Origin of the sequence: Trinickia acidisoli (assembly GCF_017315725.1) — a bacterium.
Classification (GTDB): domain Bacteria; phylum Pseudomonadota; class Gammaproteobacteria; order Burkholderiales; family Burkholderiaceae; genus Trinickia; species Trinickia acidisoli.
In genome coordinates, this window is record NZ_JAFLRG010000001.1 from 3,242,100 (window position 1) to 3,265,524 (window position 23,425).

At 64.2% G+C, this 23,425-nt stretch carries 18 protein-coding genes; 13 read left to right on the forward strand and 5 right to left on the reverse strand.

What is annotated here, in order from left to right; all coding sequences use genetic code 11:
• Positions 1-190 precede the first annotated feature (190 nt).
• Positions 191-397 (forward strand): cold shock domain-containing protein CspD, encoded by a 207-nt coding sequence (gene cspD, locus J3485_RS14815; protein ID WP_007586257.1) that lies wholly within the window; start codon positions 191-193, stop codon positions 395-397.
• A gap of 221 nt (positions 398-618) precedes the next feature.
• Here cspD and J3485_RS14820 read toward each other — a convergent pair whose 3' ends face one another.
• The gene (locus J3485_RS14820; RefSeq protein ID WP_206953725.1) at positions 619-2,457 is read right to left on the reverse strand and encodes a cell wall anchor protein; all 1,839 of its coding nucleotides are present in this window, start codon (positions 2,455-2,457) and stop codon (positions 619-621) included.
• 354 nt (positions 2,458-2,811) lie between these two features.
• Positions 2,812-4,068: an NADP-dependent isocitrate dehydrogenase gene (icd, locus tag J3485_RS14825; protein WP_206953727.1), complete on the reverse strand. Its 1,257-nt coding sequence runs from the start codon at positions 4,066-4,068 to the stop codon at positions 2,812-2,814.
• Positions 4,069-4,508: 440 nt separating this feature from the next.
• On the opposite strand from icd, the gene J3485_RS14830 reads away from it, so the two are divergent.
• From J3485_RS14830 to J3485_RS14870, 9 genes are all read left to right on the forward strand, one after another.
• The gene (locus tag J3485_RS14830) at positions 4,509-5,105 is read left to right on the forward strand and encodes a pseudouridine synthase (RefSeq protein WP_206953729.1); all 597 of its coding nucleotides are present in this window, start codon (positions 4,509-4,511) and stop codon (positions 5,103-5,105) included.
• Positions 5,106-5,463: 358 nt separating this feature from the next.
• Positions 5,464-5,655, forward strand: coding sequence for a hypothetical protein (locus J3485_RS14835; RefSeq protein ID WP_206953732.1), 192 nt, complete (start codon positions 5,464-5,466; stop codon positions 5,653-5,655).
• 174 nt (positions 5,656-5,829) lie between these two features.
• Positions 5,830-6,333 (forward strand): DUF192 domain-containing protein, encoded by a 504-nt coding sequence (locus tag J3485_RS14840; RefSeq protein ID WP_206953734.1) that lies wholly within the window; start codon positions 5,830-5,832, stop codon positions 6,331-6,333.
• 223 nt (positions 6,334-6,556) lie between these two features.
• Positions 6,557-8,665, forward strand: coding sequence for an elongation factor G (fusA, locus tag J3485_RS14845; RefSeq protein ID WP_206953742.1), 2,109 nt, complete (start codon positions 6,557-6,559; stop codon positions 8,663-8,665).
• Between the two features lie 262 nt (positions 8,666-8,927).
• On the forward strand, positions 8,928-10,595 hold the full coding sequence (locus J3485_RS14850) for an ABC transporter substrate-binding protein (RefSeq protein WP_206953743.1): 1,668 nt from the start codon (positions 8,928-8,930) through the stop codon (positions 10,593-10,595).
• Between the two features lie 76 nt (positions 10,596-10,671).
• The gene (locus J3485_RS14855; RefSeq protein WP_206953744.1) at positions 10,672-11,682 is read left to right on the forward strand and encodes an ABC transporter permease; all 1,011 of its coding nucleotides are present in this window, start codon (positions 10,672-10,674) and stop codon (positions 11,680-11,682) included.
• Entirely contained in the window at positions 11,679-12,563 is an 885-nt protein-coding gene (locus J3485_RS14860; protein ID WP_206953745.1) for an ABC transporter permease, read from the forward strand. Before J3485_RS14855 ends, J3485_RS14860 begins: the two co-directional genes overlap by 4 nt.
• Positions 12,560-14,656 carry an ABC transporter ATP-binding protein gene (locus J3485_RS14865; RefSeq protein ID WP_206953746.1) on the forward strand — a complete coding sequence of 699 codons (2,097 nt, stop codon included), beginning with the start codon at positions 12,560-12,562 and terminating at the stop codon, positions 14,654-14,656. The genes J3485_RS14860 and J3485_RS14865 overlap by 4 nt, the downstream gene beginning before the upstream one ends.
• Before the next feature lie 320 nt (positions 14,657-14,976).
• On the forward strand, positions 14,977-16,320 hold the full coding sequence (locus J3485_RS14870; RefSeq protein WP_206953747.1) for a hypothetical protein: 1,344 nt from the start codon (positions 14,977-14,979) through the stop codon (positions 16,318-16,320).
• A gap of 356 nt (positions 16,321-16,676) precedes the next feature.
• Here J3485_RS14870 and J3485_RS14875 read toward each other — a convergent pair whose 3' ends face one another.
• Positions 16,677-17,519, reverse strand: coding sequence for an aldo/keto reductase (locus J3485_RS14875; protein ID WP_206953748.1), 843 nt, complete (start codon positions 17,517-17,519; stop codon positions 16,677-16,679).
• Positions 17,520-17,708: 189 nt separating this feature from the next.
• Here J3485_RS14875 and J3485_RS14880 point away from each other — a divergent pair, with 189 nt between their 5' ends.
• A complete protein-coding gene (locus J3485_RS14880; protein WP_206953751.1) occupies positions 17,709-18,458 on the forward strand; it encodes a GntR family transcriptional regulator in 750 nt (249 codons plus the stop codon).
• 50 nt (positions 18,459-18,508) lie between these two features.
• On the opposite strand, the gene J3485_RS14885 is transcribed toward J3485_RS14880, so the two are convergent.
• Positions 18,509-19,915, reverse strand: coding sequence for a CoA transferase (locus tag J3485_RS14885; RefSeq protein WP_206953753.1), 1,407 nt, complete (start codon positions 19,913-19,915; stop codon positions 18,509-18,511).
• A 124-nt stretch (positions 19,916-20,039) separates the two neighbouring features.
• On the opposite strand from J3485_RS14885, the gene J3485_RS14890 reads away from it, so the two are divergent.
• The gene (locus J3485_RS14890) at positions 20,040-21,275 is read left to right on the forward strand and encodes a citrate synthase (RefSeq protein WP_206953755.1); all 1,236 of its coding nucleotides are present in this window, start codon (positions 20,040-20,042) and stop codon (positions 21,273-21,275) included.
• Between the two features lie 27 nt (positions 21,276-21,302).
• On the opposite strand, the gene J3485_RS14895 is transcribed toward J3485_RS14890, so the two are convergent.
• Positions 21,303-21,620, reverse strand: coding sequence for a DUF2917 domain-containing protein (locus J3485_RS14895; RefSeq protein ID WP_206953757.1), 318 nt, complete (start codon positions 21,618-21,620; stop codon positions 21,303-21,305).
• A gap of 127 nt (positions 21,621-21,747) precedes the next feature.
• On the opposite strand from J3485_RS14895, the gene J3485_RS14900 reads away from it, so the two are divergent.
• Entirely contained in the window at positions 21,748-23,196 is a 1,449-nt protein-coding gene (locus tag J3485_RS14900) for an aminotransferase-like domain-containing protein (RefSeq protein WP_206953758.1), read from the forward strand.
• Positions 23,197-23,425 lie beyond the last annotated feature (229 nt).

Below are 23,425 nucleotides of genomic sequence, written 5' to 3' on the forward strand. Positions count from 1 at the left end.
AAATTCACTTGACACCTGCTTAAAGAGATCCAACAATCAAGCTGGCACTTTTTTTCAGCTAGCCGCAAGAAGTGGATGTACGAAAAAAAAATGCCGAGGTGAGCTAGTGCGGAGGGGGCGGCTGCATGAAGCGGCTGTCGAGCTTTTCGAGCGTGCTCGTGGTGGGACATGAGTTACAGGGGAAGTTGGTATGGCAACTGGTACGGTCAAATGGTTCAATGACGCGAAAGGCTTCGGATTCATCACGCCCGACGAAGGCGGTGAGGATCTGTTTGCACACTTCTCGGCCATCCAAATGAACGGTTTCAAAACGCTCAAGGAAGGTCAGAAGGTGAGTTTCGAGGTCGTTCAAGGACCGAAGGGCAAGCAAGCGTCGAACATTCAGTCTGCAGCTTAAAACTGCTTCGACAGCAGCGCCTGTGAAAACCCGGCTTCGGCCGGGTTTTTTCTTGTGCGAGCGCGAGCGGCCTCCAAGCCTTTGAAGGGCCCGCCGATACGAATGCGGCGCGAATACATGGAATGTCGATTCGATCGCGGTGCGTCATTTCGGGCACCGTGCTCGGTCCGTTTGCTTGCGCCGACGACCGAACCGCTTGCAGTCGTCGGCGCTCAGGATTATCAGTTCTGATAAACCCAAACGTTGCTGTAATACAAGCCGTCGGCCTGCCAGCCCAGCTTCACGAAACGCGAAACTTCCGCGTTCAATCCTTCCGTCGTGGCCTCACCGCCCTGCGCCGCCGCGGTGAAGGTTTCGGCGAATGCGTCGGTGCCTGCCGCTATCGGAAGCGTGGTGTAGTCGTTATGGTAGTACGCCTCTTGCGGCGAGCCCCCGATCGCCGCAATCACCGCGCCGATCGTCACGCCGAAATTCGGCTTGGCCAAGTGCGTCATCAACGACGGCGCCGTCCAGTCCAGCGGCACGGTGGCTTGCGCCGCCGTGGCCTCGGAACCGCCGAGCGTCAGGAAATTGCTGACGACGTCGCTGCCGAGCGTCTGCCAGGGCACGATGGCCGCAGCGGCGGCCGCGACGTTCGGGGCGATGTTCATCACTTGCAACGACTGGCCGATCCGGGTGCCGGTCGTATCGAACAGTGTCACGGTGTAGACCGAGTACTGCGGCACCGACGCGACGTCGATCGGTTGCGGGGTGTAGTCGGCCTCGCCGTTCGGTGAGAACGAGCTTGTCCCGCCCGACAGCGACACCCAGTCCCACTTGTACGACGAGCTCGTACCGTTGGACTGAGCGCAGGTTCCGCAACCGGTCCAGGCTGCCGTCAGCGCGGTAGACGGAATCGTCAGGTCAAACGCCGAGTTGTCTAGACCCTGTGCCGTATTGAGCATGTAAAGACTGCCGCCGTTGATTCCGGCCCCTTGCACGAGCGCCGAACCGACTGCCGTCAACGTCCCGCTCACCATTACCGCTTGCGGAATCTGGATATCGATGCCCGATTCGAAGCGGCCGTTGTTCGCGTCAGCCGCATCGGCGAACTGCTTCTTGCCGAGGAACGATGCGATATAGACATCGTATTGCTCCTGGTCGCCAATGATGTCCCACGTACCGTTCGGCAATTTCTGCACGAAATCGCTCGCGAAATTCGGCGTGCCGTCCGCGCTCACGTAGAGAAAATAGACGAGCGCGCCCGGATTGCTGATCGCCGAGAACGTGCCCGCCGGCAGGAATGCGACCGTCTTGGCGCCGATCAGCGTCGCGGCGCTAAATAGGCCGCTATGACGCGTCTGCATCGTGGTGTAGCCATCGTTCAGGTAATTCGCGTCGATGGCGGTCGCGCACGACGCAGTGTTCTTCGCGATGCACTGCCCGAGCGACTGCACGAGTGCGGCCAGATAGTTGGCCGGTTGCGGCGGCGCCTGCAGCGTCGGCATGGTGCCGCTGTTGGGCCGGAGCTGAATCGCCGTGCCGGGATCGGCCAGGCTCGACAGTTGCAGCCCTGTGCCGCTTGCCGACGGTGCGATTTCGACGGAGTCGATCACCGCATCGGCGCCCGTCTGATTCGGCGTGAATGCGCCGCCGATCGGGTCGAACGTCGCGGGGGAAAGATTGTTCGCAGCGAGAATCGGCGCGAGCGCCGTATTGAGTTGCGTCACGGCCGCGGCCACCGCCGACGGCGAGATCGAACTCAACGCCGAGGTTGAGGCCAAGTCGCCGGGATTGCCGCTATCGGTCAGCTCGGCCGCCACCGCCGTCGTAAGCGTGGTCACGTTGGCCGTGATCGATGTAGCGCCGCTGGTCGTCGCGCTCGCGAGCACCGAGTACAGCGTCGAGCTGGCGCCGCTGCTATCGGACGCCGTGATGAGCAGCGGCGAGGTAAGCCCAGCGAGCTGAACGGAGTAGGCCCCGTTGCTGTCGCTCTTCGTCGTGACCGTCTTCCCGGTCGAATCCATCACCGTGACGTTCGCGCCGGTGAGGGCATCGCCAACGGCTACCGTCCCGGTCATAGACGATGCGTTGATCGTCGAACCCGACGCGGCCGACGTCGAACCGCCTCCACCTCCGCAGGCTGCGAGCGAGCCAATCAGCGCCGCGGCCAATATCAGTCTCACAACCCCGATATTACAAATTTTTTTCAATTTCTTATCCTTTTTAGTATCGCTTGTCGTCGGCCGCGTCAGTCTCATTCGGCGCCGCCGAACGCAGATAACGTCACGGATTAGCAACGACTTGAATATTTTGCTAAACCCGCACAGGATGAAATCGAAAATCGCAAGTTGGGATACCGAAAAACAAACCCCGGAGACTCGCGCCCGCCGGGGTTTGCCGGATTGCTCCGGAACAGCTCGAATTCGCAGTGTTTACATGTTCTCGATCAACACTTGACCGAAGCCCGAGCACGACACTTGCGTCGCGCCTTCCATCAAGCGCGCGAAGTCGTACGTGACGCGCTTTTGCAGGATCGACTTTTCCATCGACGAGATAATCGCATCGGCCGCTTCCGTCCAGCCCATATGGCGCAGCATCATCTCGGCCGACAAAATTTCCGAACCCGGGTTCACGTAGTCTTTACCCGCGTACTTCGGCGCCGTGCCGTGCGTGGCTTCGAACATGGCCACGGAATCGGACAAGTTCGCACCCGGCGCGATGCCGATGCCGCCGACTTGCGCGGCCAGCGCGTCCGAAACGTAGTCGCCGTTCAAGTTCAACGTGGCGATGACGTCGTATTCGGCCGGACGCAGCAAAATTTGCTGCAGGAACGCGTCGGCGATCACGTCCTTCACGACGATATCGTTACCCGTCTTCGGGTTCTTGATCTTCATCCACGGGCCGCCGTCGACGAGTTCCGCGCCGAACTCCTTCTGCGCGAGCGCGTAGCCGTAGTCGCGGAACGCGCCTTCGGTGAACTTCATGATGTTGCCCTTGTGCACGAGCGTGACCGAACGACGATCGTTGTCGATCGCGTACTGGATCGCCTTGCGCACGAGGCGCTCCGTGCCTTCACGCGACACGGGCTTGACGCCGATGCCCGACGTTTCCGGGAAGCGGATCTTCTTGACGCCCATTTCCTCGCGCAAGAACTTGATGACCTTCTTCGCCTGCTCCGATTCGGCCGCCCATTCGATACCGGCGTAGATGTCTTCCGAGTTCTCGCGGAAGATCACCATGTTGGTCTTCTCCGGCTCGCGCACCGGCGAGGGCACACCCTTGAAGTACTGCACGGGGCGCAAACAGACGTACAGGTCCAGTTCCTGACGCAATGCGACGTTCAGCGAGCGGATGCCGCCGCCGACGGGCGTCGTGAGCGGGCCCTTGATCGAAACGACGTACTCCTTGAGCACTTGCAGCGTTTCTTCGGGCAGCCAGACGTCGGGGCCGTAAACCTTCGTCGCTTTCTCGCCCGCGTAGATCTCCATCCAGTGGATCTTGCGCTTGCCGCCGTACGCCTTCTCGACCGCCGCGTCGACCACCTTGATCATCACGGGCGTGATGTCGAAGCCGGTACCGTCGCCTTCGATGTACGGAATGATCGGCTGGTCGGAAACGTTGAGCGAAAAGTCCGCGTTGACGGTGATCTTGTCACCGCCCGTCGGAACCTTGATGTGCTGATACGGCATGATCGACTCCAGTGTTGGCTGTGCGGGTGGAAAGCAGTGATGCGCGGTAAGGCGCCGCCGGGCGCTTGTTCTTCCCGAGCGCTGACGCGCAACACGTGCCCAATCTTCGGTTCGGCGCGCTCGTTTCGCTGCCGAGCGAACGCGGCTGGATGGCTATTCTAGCCCACGTCGGATCGGCGGCGGCAGCGATGCGCGCCGGCGAATCGGCTCGGCCGCGGCGAGCACGCCGTTCTCGCGGCCAGCGCCGAAAATTCGGCAAGCGAGGCAGTCAGTCTTGGGTCTTATATAAGACAAAAGACTTAAGCGTTCCGTATTATGCATTAAGATTCCGCCATTTGCCATAGAGGCGTCGGTGCGGCACGCGCCGCGTCGGCACTCGACGGCCGACTTCCTTCGCCTCCGGCGCCTCTCGTCGTCCGCACGCTGCCTCGCTCATCGCCATGCGCCTCATCGCTCTCAACAAACCGTTCGGTACGATCTGCCAATTCTCGGCGCACGAGACGCGTGCTTCGCTCGGCGATTGGGTCGAGGTGCCCGGCGTCTATCCGGCCGGTCGACTCGACGCCGACAGTGAAGGACTGCTGCTGCTGACCGACGACGGAGCCCTGCAGGCGCGCATCGCCGAACCGCGGCACAAGCTCGTCAAACGATATTGGGCGCAAGTGGAAGGTGTACCCGACCAGGCCGCGCTCTCGAAGCTATCGGCGGGCGTGGATCTCGGCGATTATGTGACGCGTCCGTGCCGGGTGCGCGCCATCGACGCGCCCGCTGCGCTCTGGCCGCGCGTCCCACCGGTCCGCTACCGGGCCGCCATCCCGACGAGCTGGGTCGAGCTTGCGATCACCGAAGGAAAAAATCGCCAGGTCCGCCGGATGACGGCCGCCGTCGGCTTTCCGACGCTGCGCCTCGTGCGCGTCGGAATCGGCCAGCTCGACCTGAACTCGCTCGGGCTCCCGCCCGGCAAGTGGTGTGAGCTGCCGCCGCGCGCACCCTGGGACGGGTTGCCGCAGCGCGGCCGGCAGAAACACGCCGAATAATAGGTAACCCTTTGAACTCACAGCGATTTATCGCAGATTTTATTTTCCAAAATAATCGCCGACCGATCCGTTGCGCGTCCGCGCACGATCTAAATCGAGGAATCGCGAAAAACCGCGTCAACCGCCCGCGCGAGTCGCGCGTTATTCGACGCAGATGCCCGACCGAAGCTATCCGGCATTAGCCTTCGAAGCCTCCACTCGTCTTGCTTTCGCAGTATGGGATGGCGGCCCGAGCGCTCGCAGACGCGTCGGCAAATTTGTTTGATGCGGCTGTCAACCGAAAGGTGGATGGCGCGTTTACCGACATGACTCATTGACCGGGTCATTTGGTTAATTAACTAAAGCTGAGGATTCACAAATGAACAAACTGATCGCCGCTCTGGTCGCTGGCCTGTTCGCAACGGCTGCTTTCGCACAAGCTTCGGCTCCGGAAGCCGCTTCGGCCGCTCCCGCTGCAAAGACGACGAAGGCCAAGAAGCACGTTGCCAAGAAGCACGTTGCTAAGAAGAAGGCTGCCAAGGCTGAAGCCGCTTCGGCCGCTTCGGAGTAAGTTTGTTGTAACGACGCAGTCAAGAACTAGCAGTACAGCCGTTCTTTACGGCGTTGGAAGGCAGGTGGCCGCAAGGCGCCTGCCTTTTTCTTTTTTTACGCGCCGGCGCTTTGCATTGCCCGCGCTCGCTCGCGTAACATGCGCGAGTTCCCGTCGTCGAAAAGGAGTGGTGTCGTGCGATTTTCGTTTCGCTCGTGGATGGCGCGCCTTGCGATCGCCGTCGCTTTGCCCGCCGCGCTCGCGGCCGCACAGTTCGTGCCCGCAACGGCCTACGCGCAGGCAATGCCTGCCGGTGCCAAGCCGCCCGAGGCCTTCCCCCGCGTGAAGCTCACGGCCGGCATGTTCGTGATCGACGCCGCCGTCGCCGCAAACGACGCCGATCGCGAGCAAGGCCTGATGTACCGGTCGCAGCTCGCGCCGAACGAAGGGATGCTGTTCGTCTTCAATGAAAACGCCGTCCATTGCTTTTGGATGAAGAACACGCTAATCCCACTCTCGATCGCCTTCATGCGCGCCGATGGCACGATCACCGACATCGACGAAATGCAGGCGGAAACGACCAACAACCACTGCCCGCGCAACAATGGCGTCTACGCGCTGGAGATGAGCAAGGGCTGGTTCAGCGCGAAGGGCATCCAGCCCGGCACGAAGATCAGCGGGCTGCCGCAGCCGCAGTAACACCACGCCGGACGGTTCGGCGCCCGTCGGTGCAGAACCACCGCCTGCTCCCATCCGAGCCGCTTGCCCGCGGCGAACCGCACTCCCGCGCGCCTGGGGGCACATCCCCTGCAAAAGCCCTTGGCAGGCGCTATGCTTCTATGGCTGCAACACCGCACGTGCCGCGCGCGGTCCGGCTTCATGCTCGGGCAGTTCGCGGCGCCCACATTCCAAGGAGATTGACGTGCCCCGCAAGACTCCCATCGAGCGCTACCGAAACATCGGCATCAGCGCTCACATCGATGCCGGCAAAACCACGACTACCGAACGCATCCTGTTCTACACCGGCGTGAGCCATAAGATCGGCGAGGTTCACGAGGGCGCGGCCGTGATGGATTGGATGGAGCAAGAGCAAGAGCGCGGCATCACGATCACGTCGGCTGCCACGACCGCGTTTTGGAAAGGCATGGCCGGCAACTATCCCGAGCACCGGATCAACATCATCGATACCCCGGGGCACGTCGACTTCACGATCGAGGTCGAGCGCTCCATGCGCGTGCTCGACGGCGCGTGCATGGTCTACGATTCGGTCGGCGGCGTGCAGCCGCAGTCGGAAACGGTTTGGCGTCAAGCGAACAAGTACAAGGTGCCGCGCATTGCGTTCGTCAACAAGATGGACCGCGTCGGCGCCGACTTCTTCCGCGTTCAGCGTCAAATCGGCGAGCGCCTGAAAGGCGTAGCTGTGCCGATTCAAATTCCCGTCGGCGCGGAAGAACACTTTCAAGGCGTGATCGATCTCGTCAAGATGAAAGCGATCATCTGGGACGAGGAAAGCCAAGGCGTGAAGTTCGAGTATCAAGACATTCCCGAGAATCTTCTCGCCACCGCCGAGGAATGGCGCGAAAAGATGGTGGAAGCGGCCGCGGAGGCAAGCGAGGCGTTGCTCGAGAAGTACTTGAACGACCACACCTCGCTGACCGAAGCCGAGATCAAGGCCGGCTTGCGCAAGCGCACGGTCGCCAACGAGATCGTGCCGATGCTGTGCGGCAGCGCGTTCAAGAACAAGGGCGTGCAGGCGATGCTCGACGCCGTCATCGACTACCTGCCCTCGCCTATCGACGTGCCCGCCATCCTGGGCCACGACGAGGACGACAACGAAGCCGAACGTCATCCGAGCGATGAAGAACCGTTCTCGGCGCTCGCGTTCAAGATCATGACCGACCCGTTCGTCGGCCAGTTGATCTTCTTCCGCGTGTACTCGGGCATCGTCAATTCGGGTGACACCGTGCTCAATTCGACGAAAGGCAAGCGCGAGCGCGTCGGGCGGATCCTGCAGATGCACGCGAACGACCGCAAGGAGATCAAAGAGGTCTACGCGGGCGACATCGCCGCGGCCGTCGGCTTGAAAGAGGCGACGACGGGCGACACGCTGTGCGATCCGGCCAACCCGATCATCCTCGAAAAGATGATCTTCCCCGAGCCCGTGATCTCGCAGGCCGTCGAGCCGAAGACGAAGGCCGACCAGGAAAAGATGGGCATCGCGCTCAATCGCCTCGCGCAGGAAGACCCATCGTTCCGCGTGCAGACGGACGAAGAGTCCGGGCAGACGATCATCTCCGGCATGGGCGAGCTGCACCTCGAAATTCTCGTCGACCGCATGAAGCGCGAGTTCGGCGTCGAGGCGACCGTCGGCAAGCCGCAAGTGGCGTACCGCGAAACGGTCCGCACGAGCGCCGAAGACGTCGAGGGCAAGTTCGTCAAGCAGTCGGGCGGGCGCGGCCAATACGGGCACGTCGTCATCAAGGTGGAGCCGCAACCGCCGGGCAAAGGCTACGAGTTCGTCGATGCGATCAAAGGCGGCGTCGTGCCGCGCGAGTACATTCCGGCCGTCGACAAGGGCATTGTGGAAACGCTCAAGAGCGGCGTGCTTGCGGGCTATCCCGTCGTCGACGTGAAGGTGACGCTGACGTTCGGTTCGTACCACGACGTCGACTCGAACGAAAACGCCTTCCGCATGGCCGGCTCGATGGCATTCAAGGAAGGCATGCGGCGCGCGAAGCCGGTGCTGCTCGAGCCGATGATGGCCGTCGAAGTCGAAACGCCTGAGGATTTCATGGGCAACGTCATGGGTGATCTTTCCGGCAGGCGCGGCATCGTGCAAGGGATGGAGGACATCGCGGGCGGCGGCGGCAAGGTCATTCGCGCCGAGGTGCCGCTCGCCGAGATGTTCGGCTATTCGACCTCGCTGCGCTCGCTCACGCAGGGGCGCGCCACGTACACGATGGAGTTCAAGCACTACGCCGAGACACCGGCGAACGTCTCCGAAGGCATCATCAATTCGAAGACGAAGTAGCGCACGAGCGCGGCTCCGGTGAATGCATCGGAGCCGCAATTGTCGAGCCTGTCGGGAGTCCTGCACGCCCGGCAGGCTTTTTTATCGGCTGTCGCACACCGCACTGCAACGCGCCGCGGCCGAATCGCATGAAGTGCGCACCACCAAGGCGCGCGGGCCGCGAGTCGCGTTAAACTGCAAGCGCATTCGTCGTCGCAGTACCGCTCGTTGCCGCCGCGCCGCTTCGCGTGAGCGCCCCTCCACACGAACCGGAAACTCATCGATGAAGATACCCGCAGCGCTCGCTCTCGCCGCCGCTCGCCGCGATACCGGCGAACTCGGCAATCACGCCATCGACGAATACCTTGCGCACCGCCTTTCGCGGCGCGATCTTCTGCGCTATGCGAGCGTGCTCGGCGGCTCGAGCATCGTGCTCGCAGCCGGCGAGCTCGTCGCACCGCGGCAGGCGCACGCGCAAGGTAGCCAAGCCGGAGCGAATGCAACGATTCGCGTCGCGCATTTGACGCCCGCGGGCCGCGTCGATCCACTGACGGTGGCCGATGCAGCGGGGCTTTGCCTCATCGCCCAAACCGGCGAGTTTCTCGTCAACGACGAGGGCGACAAGTCGACGCTCACGCCGGCCTTGGCACTGTCGTGGACAGCAAACGACAAAGGCGACGTCTGGACCTTCAAGTTGCGGCCAAACGTGAAATTCCACGACGGCCGGCCGTTTGCCGCGAAGGACGTAGCCGCCACGTTCGATCGCCTCGCCGATCCCGCGAGCGGATCGGCCGCGCTTTCGGTGTTCAAAGGGGTGCTCTCGAAGGGCGGCGCGCGCGCCGTCGACGAGCATACCGTCGCGTTTCATCTCGATGCGCCGAACGGCAATTTTCCGTACTACGTATCGTCCGACAATTACAACGCCGTGATCTTGCCGGCCGATTTCAGCGGCGACTACGAGAAAACCTTCGTCGGCACGGGGCCGTTCAAGCTCGAGCAGTACCAGCCCAAAGTCAAAGCGTCGTTCGTTCGGAATCCTAACTATTGGGGCGACAAAGCGCTGCCGGCACGTGTGCAGTTCGTCTTCTACGCCGACAGCCAGGCGCAAATTCTCGCCTTGCAGGGGCGGCAAGCGGACGTCATGGGCGATCTGACCGTACAAGGCGGCATCGGCATCCTCAACAATCCCGAGTTCAGCGTTCAAGGCGTGAAGTCGAGCGCGCATCGTCAGATTCATATGCGCTGCGATACGGCGCCTTTCAACGACAAGCGCGTGCGCGAGGCACTGGCACTGGCGGTCGATCGCGACGTGCTCGTGCGCGGGCTCTTCAAAGGCCGCGCCGTTGTCGGCAACGACAGCCCGTTCGCGCCGATCTTTCCGTCGACCGACACGTCGGTGCCTCAACGCCATCTCGACGTTGCGCAAGCGAAGAAATTGCTCGCGCAAGCAGGCCATCCCAACGGCTTCAGCGCGACGTTGACCACCGAGAAATTCATGGAGATCCCCGATCTGGCCGTTGTCTTGCAGAATGCGCTCAAGGCGATCGGCGTCAACCTCACGTTGAAAGTCGAAAGCCAAGGCCAGTATTACGGTAAGGGCACGTTCGGCAGTTCGGACTGGCTCGACGCGCCGCTCGGCATCACCGATTACGGCCATCGAGGCGTGCCGAACCTCTTTCTGAACGCCCCGCTCGTCAGCCAAGGTCCGTGGAATGCCGCCCATTTCAGCGACGCGCAATACGACAAACTCGTCGGGCAATTCGTCGGTGCGCTCGACGTCGCCTCGCAAAAGAACATTGCAGGCGCGATCGAGCGGCTGCTGCTCGACCAAACGCCGATGATCATTCCGTACTTCTTCGACCAACTCATCGCCACCCGCAAGAACCTGACCGGCGTACGATTCACCGCTATTTCTCAGCTCTATTTCGATCGCGCTCGATTGACGCCATGATCGCTTCCGCCATGCGCCCGCGCGTTCAGAATCGGCAATCAATCAGTACGCCTAATCGATCGATGATTATCCGACGATGTCCGATACCGCCTTTCCGCTTCGCTTGAGCGCCGCGCGCGGCGGCGCGGCGCGCGTCGTTCGCTTTCTCCTCGGCAGGCTCGCGCTGTCGCTCCTCACGCTGTGGCTGCTGTCGATGATCGTCTTCGCGCTCGGTCAATGGCTGCCGGGCGACATCGGTCGAGCCATTCTCGGCCCGCTCGCCGATGCGCGCGCCGTCGCGGCGCTCGATCATCAGCTCGGCGTCGATCGGCCCGTGCTCGTCCAATACGCGCAGTGGATCGGTCATTTCGTGCGCGGCGACATGGGCATCTCGTACGCCTATCGCTCGCCCGTCGCACCGTTCGTCGGCGAGGCGCTGCTCCATTCGGCGAAGCTCGGCGCGCTCGCGTTTCTCATCGTCGTACCGCTCGCGATCTCGGCCGGCGTTTGGGCCGCGCTGCATGCGGGGCGCTGGCTCGATCGCACGATCATGATCGTCGGCTTGTCCGCGACCGTCGTGCCCGAGTTCGTCTCGTCGATCACGCTGATCCTCGTGTTCGGCATCTGGCTGCGCTGGCTGCCCAGCGAGGCCGGCTATCCCGACGATGCTAGCGCGTTGACGGCACTGCGTCATCTGATCCTGCCCGCGCTGCCGCTCGTGTTCGTGTTCTTCGGCTATATCGCGCGGATGGCGCGTGCCGGCACGGTCGAGGCGCTCGACGCGGACTACACGCGCACGGCCGTGTTGAAAGGACTACCGCGGCGCGTCGTGATCGCGCGTCACGTGCTGCCCAATGCGCTGATGCCGACGATCACGGTTGCCGCAACGCAGCTCGGATATATGGTCGGCGGCCTCGTCGTCGTCGAGACCCTGTTCCACTATCAAGGCATCGGCTCGCTGATCTTCAACGCCGCAACCGCGAAAGATTTTCCGATGCTCGAAGCCGGCGTGCTGACGGTCGGCGTCGTCTACATGCTCGCCAATCTCGCTGCGGACGTGCTCATCGTCGCGCTCGACCCGCGCATGCGCCTCGGAGGTGGGCAATGAACGGCACGATCGAAGCCCACGAGGCGAGCGCGGCGAGCGAACGTCCCTTGCGGACGCCGCGCTTCGAGGCATTGCGCGCGCTCGCTCGTTCACCGAGCTTCATCGCCGGCGCCGTGATTCTCGTAGGCTGGATCGTCTGCGCGATTTTTGGTCCGCTGATCGTGCCGCACGATCCTTATGCCTCCGATCCGCTCAATTCGCTGCTGCCGCCGGGGCACGCGCACTGGTTCGGTACCGATCAACTCGGCCGCGACGTGTTCTCGCGCGTCATCGTGGGCGCGCGCGACATTCTCACGATCGCGCCGCTCGCCACGCTCGTGGGCACGCTCGCCGGCACGGCGCTCGGCCTCGTCGTCGGCTACTTCGGCTGCTGGCTCGACAATCTGATCGGGCGCCTCATCGATGCGCTGCTCGCGCTGCCGCTCGTCGTGCTCGCGCTCGCGGCACTCGCCGCGCTCGGCGCATCGAACGCTGCCGTCGTGCTCGTCATCGGGCTCACGTTCATGCCGATCACCGCGCGCACAGTACGCGCCGCCGTGTTCGCCGAGCGGCATCTCGACTATGTCGACGCCGCTCAGCTCCGCGGCGAGCGCGCGCCGTACATCATGTTCGTCGAAATCCTGCCGAACGTTCTGCCGCCGATCGTCGTCGAGGCCACGGTGCGGCTCGGCTATGCGATCTTCGCGGTCGCCACGCTGTCGTTTCTAGGGTTCGGCATTCAACCGCCTTCGGCCGACTGGGGGCTCGCGCTGTCCGAGTCGTATGCTTTGATGACAGGCGGTGCATGGTGGACCGTCGTGTTCGACGCGGCCGCCATCGCGACGCTCGTCGTCGGCGTCAATCTAATCGCCGACAGTGTGCAAGGGGTATTCGATCGATGAGCACCGCCGCGCGCCGCGCCTTCCCCGCGTTCGAACCCGCGCCGCCCGGCGAGGACGATGCGCTCGCGGTCCTCGGCTTGACCGTCGCCTATCGCGTGCGTGGCCGCGATCGCGAAGTGCTGCACGACGTGACGTTTCGCGTGCGGCGGGGAGAAGCGTACGGGCTAGTCGGAGAGTCGGGCTGCGGCAAGACGACGGTCGCGCTCGCGGCGCTCGCCTACCTGCCGCGCAACGGCAGGATCAAGGCGGGACGTATCGCGGCAGTGGGGCGCGACGTGGCCTCGCTCGCTCCCGAAGCGCTGCGGTCGATGCGCGCGCACACGGTTTCGATGGTCTATCAAGATCCGGCGCGCGCGCTCAATCCGTCTTTGACGGTCGGCCGACAGGTGTCCGAAGCATTCGAAGTCGACGGCGCGGCACGCGCCGATGCGCGTTCGCACGCACAGGAGATGCTGCATCGCGTACGGATCGCAGCGCCCGAGCGCGTGATGAATTGCTACCCGCACCAGTTGTCCGGCGGGATGCAGCAACGCGTCGTCATCGCGATGGCGCTCGCGTCGAAGCCGGCGCTCTTGATCCTCGACGAACCGACGACGGGCCTCGATGCCACGGTCGAAGCCGAGGTACTCGATCTCGTCGCGAAGCTGCGCGAAGAATCGGGCACCGCGGTGCTGTTCATCAGTCACAACTTGGCCGTGATCGGCCGAATGTGCAGCCGTGTCGGTGTGCTCTACGCGGGCCGGCTCGTCGAGGAGGGCACGGTGAAGGACGTGTTCGGCGCGCCGCGCCATCCGTACACCGTCGGCCTCCTGCGCTGCCTGCCGCGGCCCGGCCGCAGCAAGGACAGCGAACGCCTCGACACGATTGCAGGCAGCCTGCCGCAGCCCGGCGCCATCATGACGGGCTGCACTTTCGCCGCCCGCTGCCGTCTAGCCGACGAACGTTGCCGGCGCGACCCCCCACCGCCGCATCGGTTCAACGCCGAGCATGGACCGCAAATGGCGCGCTGTCACTACCACGAGCAGGCCGCAAACTTGCCGCGCACGACAGCCGAGCCCGCCCCTCATGACGCCGCGCTCGGCAGTGAGGCCGTACACGCGCCGCTCGCGCTGAACGCCGCGCATTTATCGAAAACGTTCGCCGCGTCGGGTGCGCCGCTGCGCGCCGTCGACGACGTTTCGCTCGAACTCGCCGCGGGCGAGACGCTCGGGCTTGTCGGCGAATCGGGGAGCGGCAAAACGACGCTCGCGAAACTGCTCGTCGGCTTGATCGCGCCCGACCCAGGCGGTACGTTGGAACTCGACGGCAGGCCCCTGCCGGCGCAGGTTGCGCACCGCGACGACGAGCAAGTCAAGTCGCTGCAGATCGTGTTCCAGAATCCCGATTCGGCTCTAAATCGCGCGCATTCGGTCAAGCGGCTCATTGGACGCGCCCTGTCGAAGCTCGGCGCACTGCGCGGGCGCGCGCACGGCGCTCGTCTGGCCACGCTGGCGCAGGCCGTGCGTTTGCCGTCGCGCTACCTCGAGGCGCGCACGCGGCAATTGTCGGGCGGCCTGAAGCAGCGCGTCGCGATCGCACGCGCGTTCGCGGGCGATCCGCGCGTGGTCGTCTGCGACGAGCCAACCTCGGCACTCGATGTTTCCGTTCAGGCCGCCGTTTTGAATCTGCTTGCCGATTTGCAGCGCGAGCGTGGCGTCAGCTACATCTTCATTTCGCACGATCTGCACGTCGTGCGGTACGTTGCGGATCGCATCGCAGTGCTTTACGTCGGGCGGCTGCTCGAGATCGGGCCGGCGCGCGCGGTATTCGACGGACCGCATCATCCTTATACCGAGGCGCTGCTGTCGGCCATGTCGACGTTTTGGAGTCCTAACCTTTCGGCGAAGGGACGCATACGATTGGCCGGCGACCCACCCAGTGCCGCGACGCCGGCGTCCGGATGCGTATTTCACACGCGTTGCCCTCGCAAGCTCGGCGACGTGTGCGAAACCCTCGATCCGCCGTTCGCCGATGCGGGCGACGGGCACCGCATTCGCTGCCACATCCCCGTGGACGAATTGCGAACGCTGCAACGCGACACGCAAATCGCTTGAGCGGCATTCGTTATTTGGCTTGCGGTCGCCCCAGGTTCTGTCTCCTTCTTTCTCTCGTCGCATGCTCCCGTGTGCGTGACCGCGCATGAGCCAAATGACGACGCGTTTCAGCGCTGAAACGTTTTTTCGCTGTTTTCCGCACGCCGCTCCGCGCGATGAATGTAACGCCCATATGCGGCGCGGCGCTGCGTCCGATGGCACGGTTATCGCAACGAGACGGCACACGTGGCCGCGTGACCGACGCGCGCCCAGCGACAGTCGATGGAGCGGTGTCGCGACCGCAGAGGTGTGCGCGTTCGCACAGTCGAACGGCATGCGTCATGAGACATGCGCATCCATCGCGCTCGGGCAGCCACGGTCGCCTTAGGGCGACAGGAGTACGACGACATTCGATCGTCGTTCATGCCGGGGAGATGACGATGAAGATCAGAACGATTAATAAGGACTCCTATATATTTTCGGGGACCCTCAAAGCAACGGCTTGTGCGGTACTCGCTTTGCTCGCGACCGGTGCGCATGCCGGTTCGTTCCTCGACGGCATGGGCAGATGGTTTGCTGAGACGGGGGCCGCCGTCCAAGCGGATACCGCCAATTCCAGCGATTCGGGTGGGCCCGCCAAGACGAAGCTGCAGAGTGTGGCGCCGTTCGATGCGTCGTCGTTGAAGGTCAGCGCGGCAACGACCGATGACGGGACCGCGCCCTCTTCGGCTTGTCGCGATGCAGCCGGTTCGTCGGCCTGTGTGCAGAATCCCGAGACCGATCCCGCGGTGAGTGGGCTCGGCGGCACGACCGACGGCACGACAGCGAGCGGCGACAGCGACGGCACGTCGCCGAGCGGCGGTTCGTTCGGCGGCGGCCGCGGCGGCAACGATGGCGGAACGTCCACAGCGCCCGGGAACGGAACCAGCGGCAACAGCGGCAACGGCCATAGCGGCAGCAGTGGCAGTGGATCTTCGGGTGGCTCGGGCTCTTCTGGCGGGCCGGGTTCGGGTGGCTCGGGTGGCTCGGGTGGCTCGGGTGGCTCGGGTGGCTCGGGTGGCTCGGGTGGCTCGGGTGGCTCGGGTGGCTCGGGTGGCTCGGGTGGCTCCGGTGGCTCCGGTGGCTCCGGTGGCTCCGGTGGCTCCGGTGGCTCCGGTGGCTCTGGCTCCGGTGGCTCCGGCTCCGGTGGCTCCGGCTCCGGTGGCTCCGGCTCCGGTGGCTCCGGCTCCGGTGGCTCCGGCTCCGGTGGCTCCGGCTCCGGTGGCTCTGGCTCCGGTGGCTCTGGCTCCGGTGGCTCTGGCTCCGGTGGCTCTGGCTCCGGTGGCTCTGGCTCCGGTGGCTCCGGTGGCTCCGGTGGCTCCGGTGGCTCCGGTGGCTCCGGTGGCTCCGGTGGCTCTGGCTCTGGCTCTGGTGGCACAGGAAACGGCTGCGGTTGCGGTGGAAGCGGTAGCGGTTCTGATGGCGGCAGCGGCCACGGCTGGGGCAACAACAACGGCAACGGCTCGGGCAACGGCCACAGCTCCGGCAGCAACAACGGCAACGACTCGGGCAACGGCCACAGCTCCGGCAACAACAACGGCCACGGCTCGGGCAATGGCCATAGCTCCGGCAACAACAGCAACGGCTCGGGCAATGGCCATAGCTCCGGCGGCAACAACGGCCACGGCTCGGGCAACGGCCACTAATGCCCGAAAGACGGCGGCGTTGCCAATGCACGCAGCGTAAATTGCAACGGGAGAGCGACCGCCCAGCCTAGGCGGCTCTCTCCCGCGACGTTTCAAGCGCTCGCTTTCCTCGACGCGCAGCGCATTTCACCCGCATCGCAAGCCCCCGTCTCAACAATGCATCATCGCCGACGACCCAAGTTGTCGAATCCGCATTCTCCAATGCGTCTGCCAACGCACCGACGCGCATCGCTTCGTCGAGATGAGCGCGACGAAGCACCGATGCCGCGTGAACGCACGATCTTCTCGCGGCAACGTGCGCCATCCGCTGCGCCACTTCCATATCTGCCACGCCCGCCACATCAACTCGCGACCGCTCACAACATTTCGAGCGAGACCTTCCTACGCGGTGGCTTGAACTCGCCGTCGATCGCCGCAAGTTCTTGCTCGCTGAGCACGACCTCGACTGCGCGGCGATTCGCGCGCACGTGCTCGACGTTGCCTGCCTTCGGAATCGCGCAGACATCGGGCTGGGCGAGCACCCACGCGAGCGCGATCTGTACCGGGGACAGCGCCCGTTCACGAGCGATCTCGTCGAGTACCGAACGCTTGGGCAAGCGCATATGATCGATCGGGCTGTAGGCCATCGCGGGCATCCGGCGCGCCCTCATCCAAGGCAGCAAGTCGAACTCGGGTCCGCGCCGCGCGACGTTGTAAAGAATCTGATTGGCGGCGCACTCGTCCCCGCCGGCTTCGACGAGTTCATCCAGATCGTCGACGTCGAGATTGCTCACGCCCCAATGCCGAATCTTTCCATCGCGCCGCAATGCCTCGAATCCTTCGACCGTTTCCGCAAGCGGCACGCCGCCGCGCCAATGCAGTAGATACAGGTCGAGCCGATCGGTCTTCAAGCGCTTCAGGCTCGCTTCGCACGAAGCGACGATTGCACGCCGGCTCGCATTGTGCGGATACACCTTGCTGACCAGAAAAACCTGCTCGCGCAGCCCCGCGAGCGCCTGGCCGAGCAGCGTTTCCGTCGCTCCGTCGCCGTACATTTCTGCGGTGTCGATCAACGTCATGCCGAGTTCGATGCCGGCACGCAGCGCGTCGATCTCGGCGGCGCGCCGCTCGGCTCGCTCGCCCATTTCCCAAGTGCCTTGCCCTAAGCGAGCGATGCGCTCGCCATCGGGCAACGTGATGAAGGCGTCCTCGCGCGTCATCTCTGCCTCCCTTTCAAGGATTGACCATGCGATGCAGATGCAGTTTAGACGTGGCCGGCCTTGCCCGCGCTTTCGTTCGCGAATGACGGGTATCAGGCCACACGCGCCGGGGCCGATCGCACCGATAACCGGCCCGGACGACGCCGCGATGACTTAAAATTGCGGCTTGCCCCTCGCCGCGCATATTCCATGAACAATGCTTCCTCGGAAGACCGTTGGCGCGATTTGCGCCCAGACCCGGACAACGACACACCGCTTTACCTGCAGCTCGCGCGCAAGCTCGGCCAGGCCATCCACGAGAATCGCTGGAACGCCGGCGAAGCGCTGCCCTCGGAACGCGTGCTGTCGGATGCGCTCGGCGTGTCCCGCATCACGGCCCGCAAGGCGATCGCGCTACTGGTCGAGCAAGGGCTGATCCGCCGTACGCAAGGCGCGGGCAGCTTCATTACGCCGCGCTACGACGACCCGCTCTCGCGCCTGTCGAGCTTCAGCGAGATGCTGCGCCGGCGTGGCTTCACGCCGAGTTCGAAATGGATCTCCCGCGAGATTCAACCCGCGAGCCGCGACGAAGTGATTCAACTCGGGTTGTCGCCCGCCGCGGCCGTTACGCGTCTGAAACGCCTGCGGCTGGCCAACGGCATCGTCATGGCCGTCGAGAATTCCACGCTGCCCGCATCGGTCATACCCGATCCGCACGCAATCGGCGATTCGCTCTACACCTATCTCGAGCAACGCGGCCTTGCGATCGTGCGCGCCCTGCAACATTTTCGGGCGGTCAATGCGAGCGAGGAAATCGCGCATCAAATGGGCATTGCGCCACACGACGCCCTGCTGCTCATCACGCGCATCGGCTATACGGGCGATCAACGCGCGATCGAGTTGACCGACACCTACTGCCGCAACGACTACTACGATTTCGTCGCCGAGCTGCGCAAGTAGCCCGAGCACACGGCGCGTGTCACGCGTCGCGCACCGCACGCGTCAAGGCGCTAAGCCTCCCAACTCGCCGCGTGCGTGCCGAGCGGCACGGGCGGTCGATCGAATCGCGGCGGCGTCGCCGACATGCGCTCGGCAGGCGCTGCGGCCAACACTTTGCCGAACGGCGAATCCATCGTTTGCATCAGGTCTCGCACGTCGTCCAGCCGAACGTCCGGCGCGCGCCAGCCGTCGGCGAGCGTGCCGAACGACTGCAGCCAGCGGCCCGTCTGCGCAAGCGAGAGGCGCACGTGCCAGCTACCGCCTTCGACCGATCGGCGCATCAGCGCCACCATCGCACCGAAAGCGGCGAGGTATCCCGTCGCGTGATCGAGCGCCTGACACGGTAGATGCTTGGGCGCCGTCGTGCCGGCCGCCGCGCGCTCGGTCCAAGCGATGCCGCTCGCCGACTGCACGAGACTGTCGAAGCCGCGCCGCTGCGCCCATGGGCCGGTGTGTCCGTATGCGCAGATCGACACGTAGACGATGCCCGGCTTGATCCGCGCCAGCGTCTCGGGCGAGAAACCGCGCGCCGCCAATGCGCCGGGGCGATAGGCCTGCAAGAAGATGTCGGCTCGCTGCACGAGTGCCTGCAGGGTGGCCCGTTCGTCTTCGCGACGCAAATCGAGCAGCGCCGAGCGTTTGCCGCGGCCGTTGTCGATGACGAGCGGTGCAATGTTCGGTAAATGCGGCCCGTTGACGACCAATACGTCGGCGCCATGTTGCGCGAGCGTGCGCCCCGCCACGGGGCCCGCGATGATGCGGCTCAAGTCCAACACCCGCACGCCGCCGAGCGGCCAAGCGCCGAGCGCATCGTTCGCCGCTCGACCGATCGGGATCGGCGCAGCATCGCCGATCCGTTCGATCTCGAACAGCGGCAGCGCCGCGAGGGCCGTGGCCTGCGAGTGCACCATCCACTCTTCAGGACTCCTAATCAATGCCGCACATAGCCCGGCGTCGGCGAGCGCCTGATCGAGCGCCGCACCATCCCAGCCGCGGATCGCTTCGCTGACGGCCGCATGATCGTCGGCACAGTCGAGCAGATTGACGACGCCGCGCCGATGATGCGGAAAATTCGTGTGCAGTTGAATCCAGCGCCCATCGCGCGTTTCGTAAAACCCCATCAGAGGATCGCGCAACTCCGCAGCGGCACCGTCGTCGATACGCAGATACCGCTCGCTGCGAAATACGGCGAGCGCGCGTCGTTGTTCTATCTCGACCCGCTGACGACACCCTGTGCGCAGCCGGTGGCATTCGGACGCGGCGAGCGCGGCAGCGCCGATCGCGGCACTGGCAAGCGCGCCGACGCGATAGACGGAAGGCAAGCCCGGGTCCGCGCCGACGAGGCGAATATCGTTCAACGCCGCGGCATCGCAGCCGGCGAAAGACCAGAGATGTTCGAGCGCGCTCAGAGGTGACATAGTCTGAAAAGAACGAAATGGTGATGTCGACGAGTCTAAAATCGAGCTCAATGTCGATCAATCTTGATTTTGATAATCAACATATATTGATTTGTTTGGTTTCTTTTCGACGACCCTCGCGACCATGTCCACTTACTTGACTGCGGCCGAAGCGGCCGCCACCCTCGGCGTCAGCGTGCCGACGCTGTACTCGTACGTGAGCCGCGGCATGCTGCGTTCGGCACCTGACGCGATCGGCAAGCGGCGCCTCTATGCGGCCGACGAAGTGCGCCGGCTCGCGCGCCGCAAGGCCGACGGCAAGCGCGCGGGCAAGGTCGCGCAAAAGGTTCTCGATTGGGGTGTGCCCGTGCTCGAGTCGCGCATCACGTTGATCGCGGATGGCCGTCTGCTTTATCGCGGGCACGACGCGATCGAGTTCGCGCGCACGGCTACGCTCGAGGAAGCGGCCTCGCTGTTATGGGAATGCGGCAGCGGCTGCTTCGACGACACCCCCGATGCGCCGATCCCCCCGGCATCGTGGCGCACCTGGATCAAAGAGACGCGCGCGAGCGCACCGCACGAGCGCGCGCTGGCGATGCTCCCCGTGGCCGCGGGGCAGATACCACGCCTGTTCGCGTCGAACAAGCAAGGCCAACTCGACACCGCTGTCATGCTGATGCGCGTACTCGCCGCGGCGCTCGCCGCAGCGGCTCCATCGCGCGAGCCGCTGCATCGGCAACTCGCACGAGCCTGGAACGTCCGCAATCGTCGGCATCTGGAATTGCTGCGCGCGGCGCTGGTCGTCTGCGCCGATCACGAATTGAACGCATCGACCTTCACGGTCCGGTGTATCGCGTCCACGGGCATGCATCTCGTCGGCGCTGTCACGGGCGGCCTCGCGGCGCTGGCCGGGCCACGCCACTGCGGCGAAACCATGCTGGTCACGGCGTTCTTTCGCGAAGCGAGGGAAGCCGGCGATATCGATCGCTATGTCGCCGCGCGACTCGCGCGCACGAACGCACGGCAGCGCACGATCTTGCCCGGCTTCGGCCACCTGCTCTATCCGAACGGCGATCCGCGCGCGGCCCTGCTGCTTGAGATGCTGCCGCTGTATGCGACCACGCGTGCCGAGCGTCAGGCCCTAGCCGATATCGACTCGATCGTGCGAGCCGCGCGCGATGCCACGGGGCTCGCGCCCACCGTCGACTTCTCGCTGTCCGCCCTCGAGCGCGTACTCGCACTACCACCGGGTGCGGCGTTCTCGCTGTTCGCGCTCGGCCGCGCGGTAGGCTGGATCGCGCATGCGATGGAGCAGTTCGAAGATGGCCGACTGATTCGACCGCGTGCGCGCTACGTCGGCCCCGACGAAATCACGCGCTGATTCTCCCCCGAGGTAGCGGCGCGCATCTTATGCCGCGATCTGGCGCCAGCGCGGCACCAGTACCGGCAGCCGCGGATACGCCAGCTTCGGTTGGCGGCTGGTCATCGCCCGACACGTCGCACCCATCACCGTCACGCGCACGTCGCCGCGCCCCGAGCCGATCCAAGCACGCGCCCCCGCGGGCAAAAAGAACGACTGCCCGGAATCGAGCCAATAGTCTTCGGCATCGCCCTCGATCGTCAGCCAGAGCGCACCTTGCGCCACTTCGACGACGAGCGGACGGTCCACACGCCACGCGGTCGCAGGCTCCTCGTATCCCATTTCGAACGTCCGGATCTCGCGCATCGCCCTACTCCTTCAACAATATTTCGTGCATGCATTATTGCGAGGTCACGGCTACAATCACATGCACAGTACTGAACAGTTTTATCAAGACTGTTCAGTTGGAATACCGAACAGTTGGAGGCGGGCAATGAAGATCGAGATCGATCGCGACAGCGGCGTGCCGATGACCGAACAGATCGTCGCGGCGATGGACGGTTGGATACGCTCGCGCGAAGCGCATGCGGGCGCTAAGTTGCCGTCGATCCGACAGCTTGCGCAAGATTGCTGCATCAGCCGATTTCCCGTGATCGAGGCCTACGACCGGCTCGTCTCGCTCGGCTTGATCGAATCGCGCCATGGCTCCGGCTTCTACGTGAGCGCGCGCGCTCACGCGGCCCTCGACCGCTGCGGCGCGTCGGACCCGCGTCGTGCCGAGGGGGAATCGAACTACATCCTGGAGCAGTTCAATCACCCTGGCGATACGCTCAAGCTCGGCAGCGGCTTCATCCCCGAAGCGTGGCGCGACATGGACGCCATCGCGCAGGCGGTGCGCCATGTCGCACGCACCGATCACAGCTCGCTGATCGACTACGCGACGCCGCTCGGCAACGCCGCGCTACGCGAACATTTGCAGGCTCGCATCGCGCCGTTCGGAATCCGTGCCGACCTCTCGCAGATCTTGATCACGTTCGGCGCGAGCCAAGCCATCGATCTCATCGTGCGCTACCTGCTGCGAGCAGGCGACACCATGTTCGTCGAAGACCCCGGCTACTACAATTTGTTCGGACTCCTAAAGTTGCACGGCGTCAATGTCGTCGGCATTCCGCGCACGGCTTCGGGACCCGACATCGAGGTTTTGCAGGCCGAATTGAAGCGGCATCGCCCACGCGCCGTCTTCGTCAACACGGTTTTTCACAATCCGACCGGGACGGTCGTGGCGCCGGCCGTCGCGTTTCGCTTGTTGCAACTCGCACACGAGTACGATTTCACGATCGTGGAAGACGACATCTACGCCGACTTTCAAGCGGAGACGACCGATCGCCTGGCCGCGCTCGATCAGCTCGAACGCGTCGTTTATATCGGCGGGCTGTCGAAGACCTTGTCCTCGTCGTTGCGCATCGGCTTCATCGCCGCGAGCCGCAAGATCGTCAAGGATCTCGGCGACATCAAAATGCTCACGAGCATCAGCGGATCGCTGTTCGCCGAAGCGGTCGCGCTGACGATGCTCGAGCGCGGCGCCTACCGCAAGTTCTTGGAGCGGCTGCGCCGTCGCATGACCGATGCGCTCGGCGCAACCACGCGCACGCTCGACGCGCACGGTTGGCAGTTGTTCGCGCCGCCGGCCGGCGGCAAGTTCGTCTGGGCACGCTTACCGCACGTGGACGATCCGCGATGGCTGAGCGACTGCGCGACCGCGTGCGACGTGACGATCGCGCCGGGCAGTTACTTCCGTCCGCACGGCGAACCGAGCCCGTGGATTCGCATCAACGCGGCCTACGCGCAAGACCGCCGCGCTCAGGCGTTCTTCGCGCGCGCGGCGCAACTTGCACCGATCGACGACACGCCCGGCGTGCGCGAGCGCGCATTGATCGCTTGACGCATGGTCGCGTGCAAAGGCACGCTCGAAGACAGCCGCATTCGCGCCGAGATGGGGCCGCGGCGGCACCAACGCTGTGCGCCTGTGTCTCGCAAAGTCGGCTACAGGTGCGCTGCGGGCCGGTGCACAGCGCTTCGGCATTGCGCATGGATCTTGCTGTCATATGCTGTACAGTTAGCGGCTGTACAGTAAGTGCTGTCGCATCGCGACGCCTGTTTTCATCTCCGTC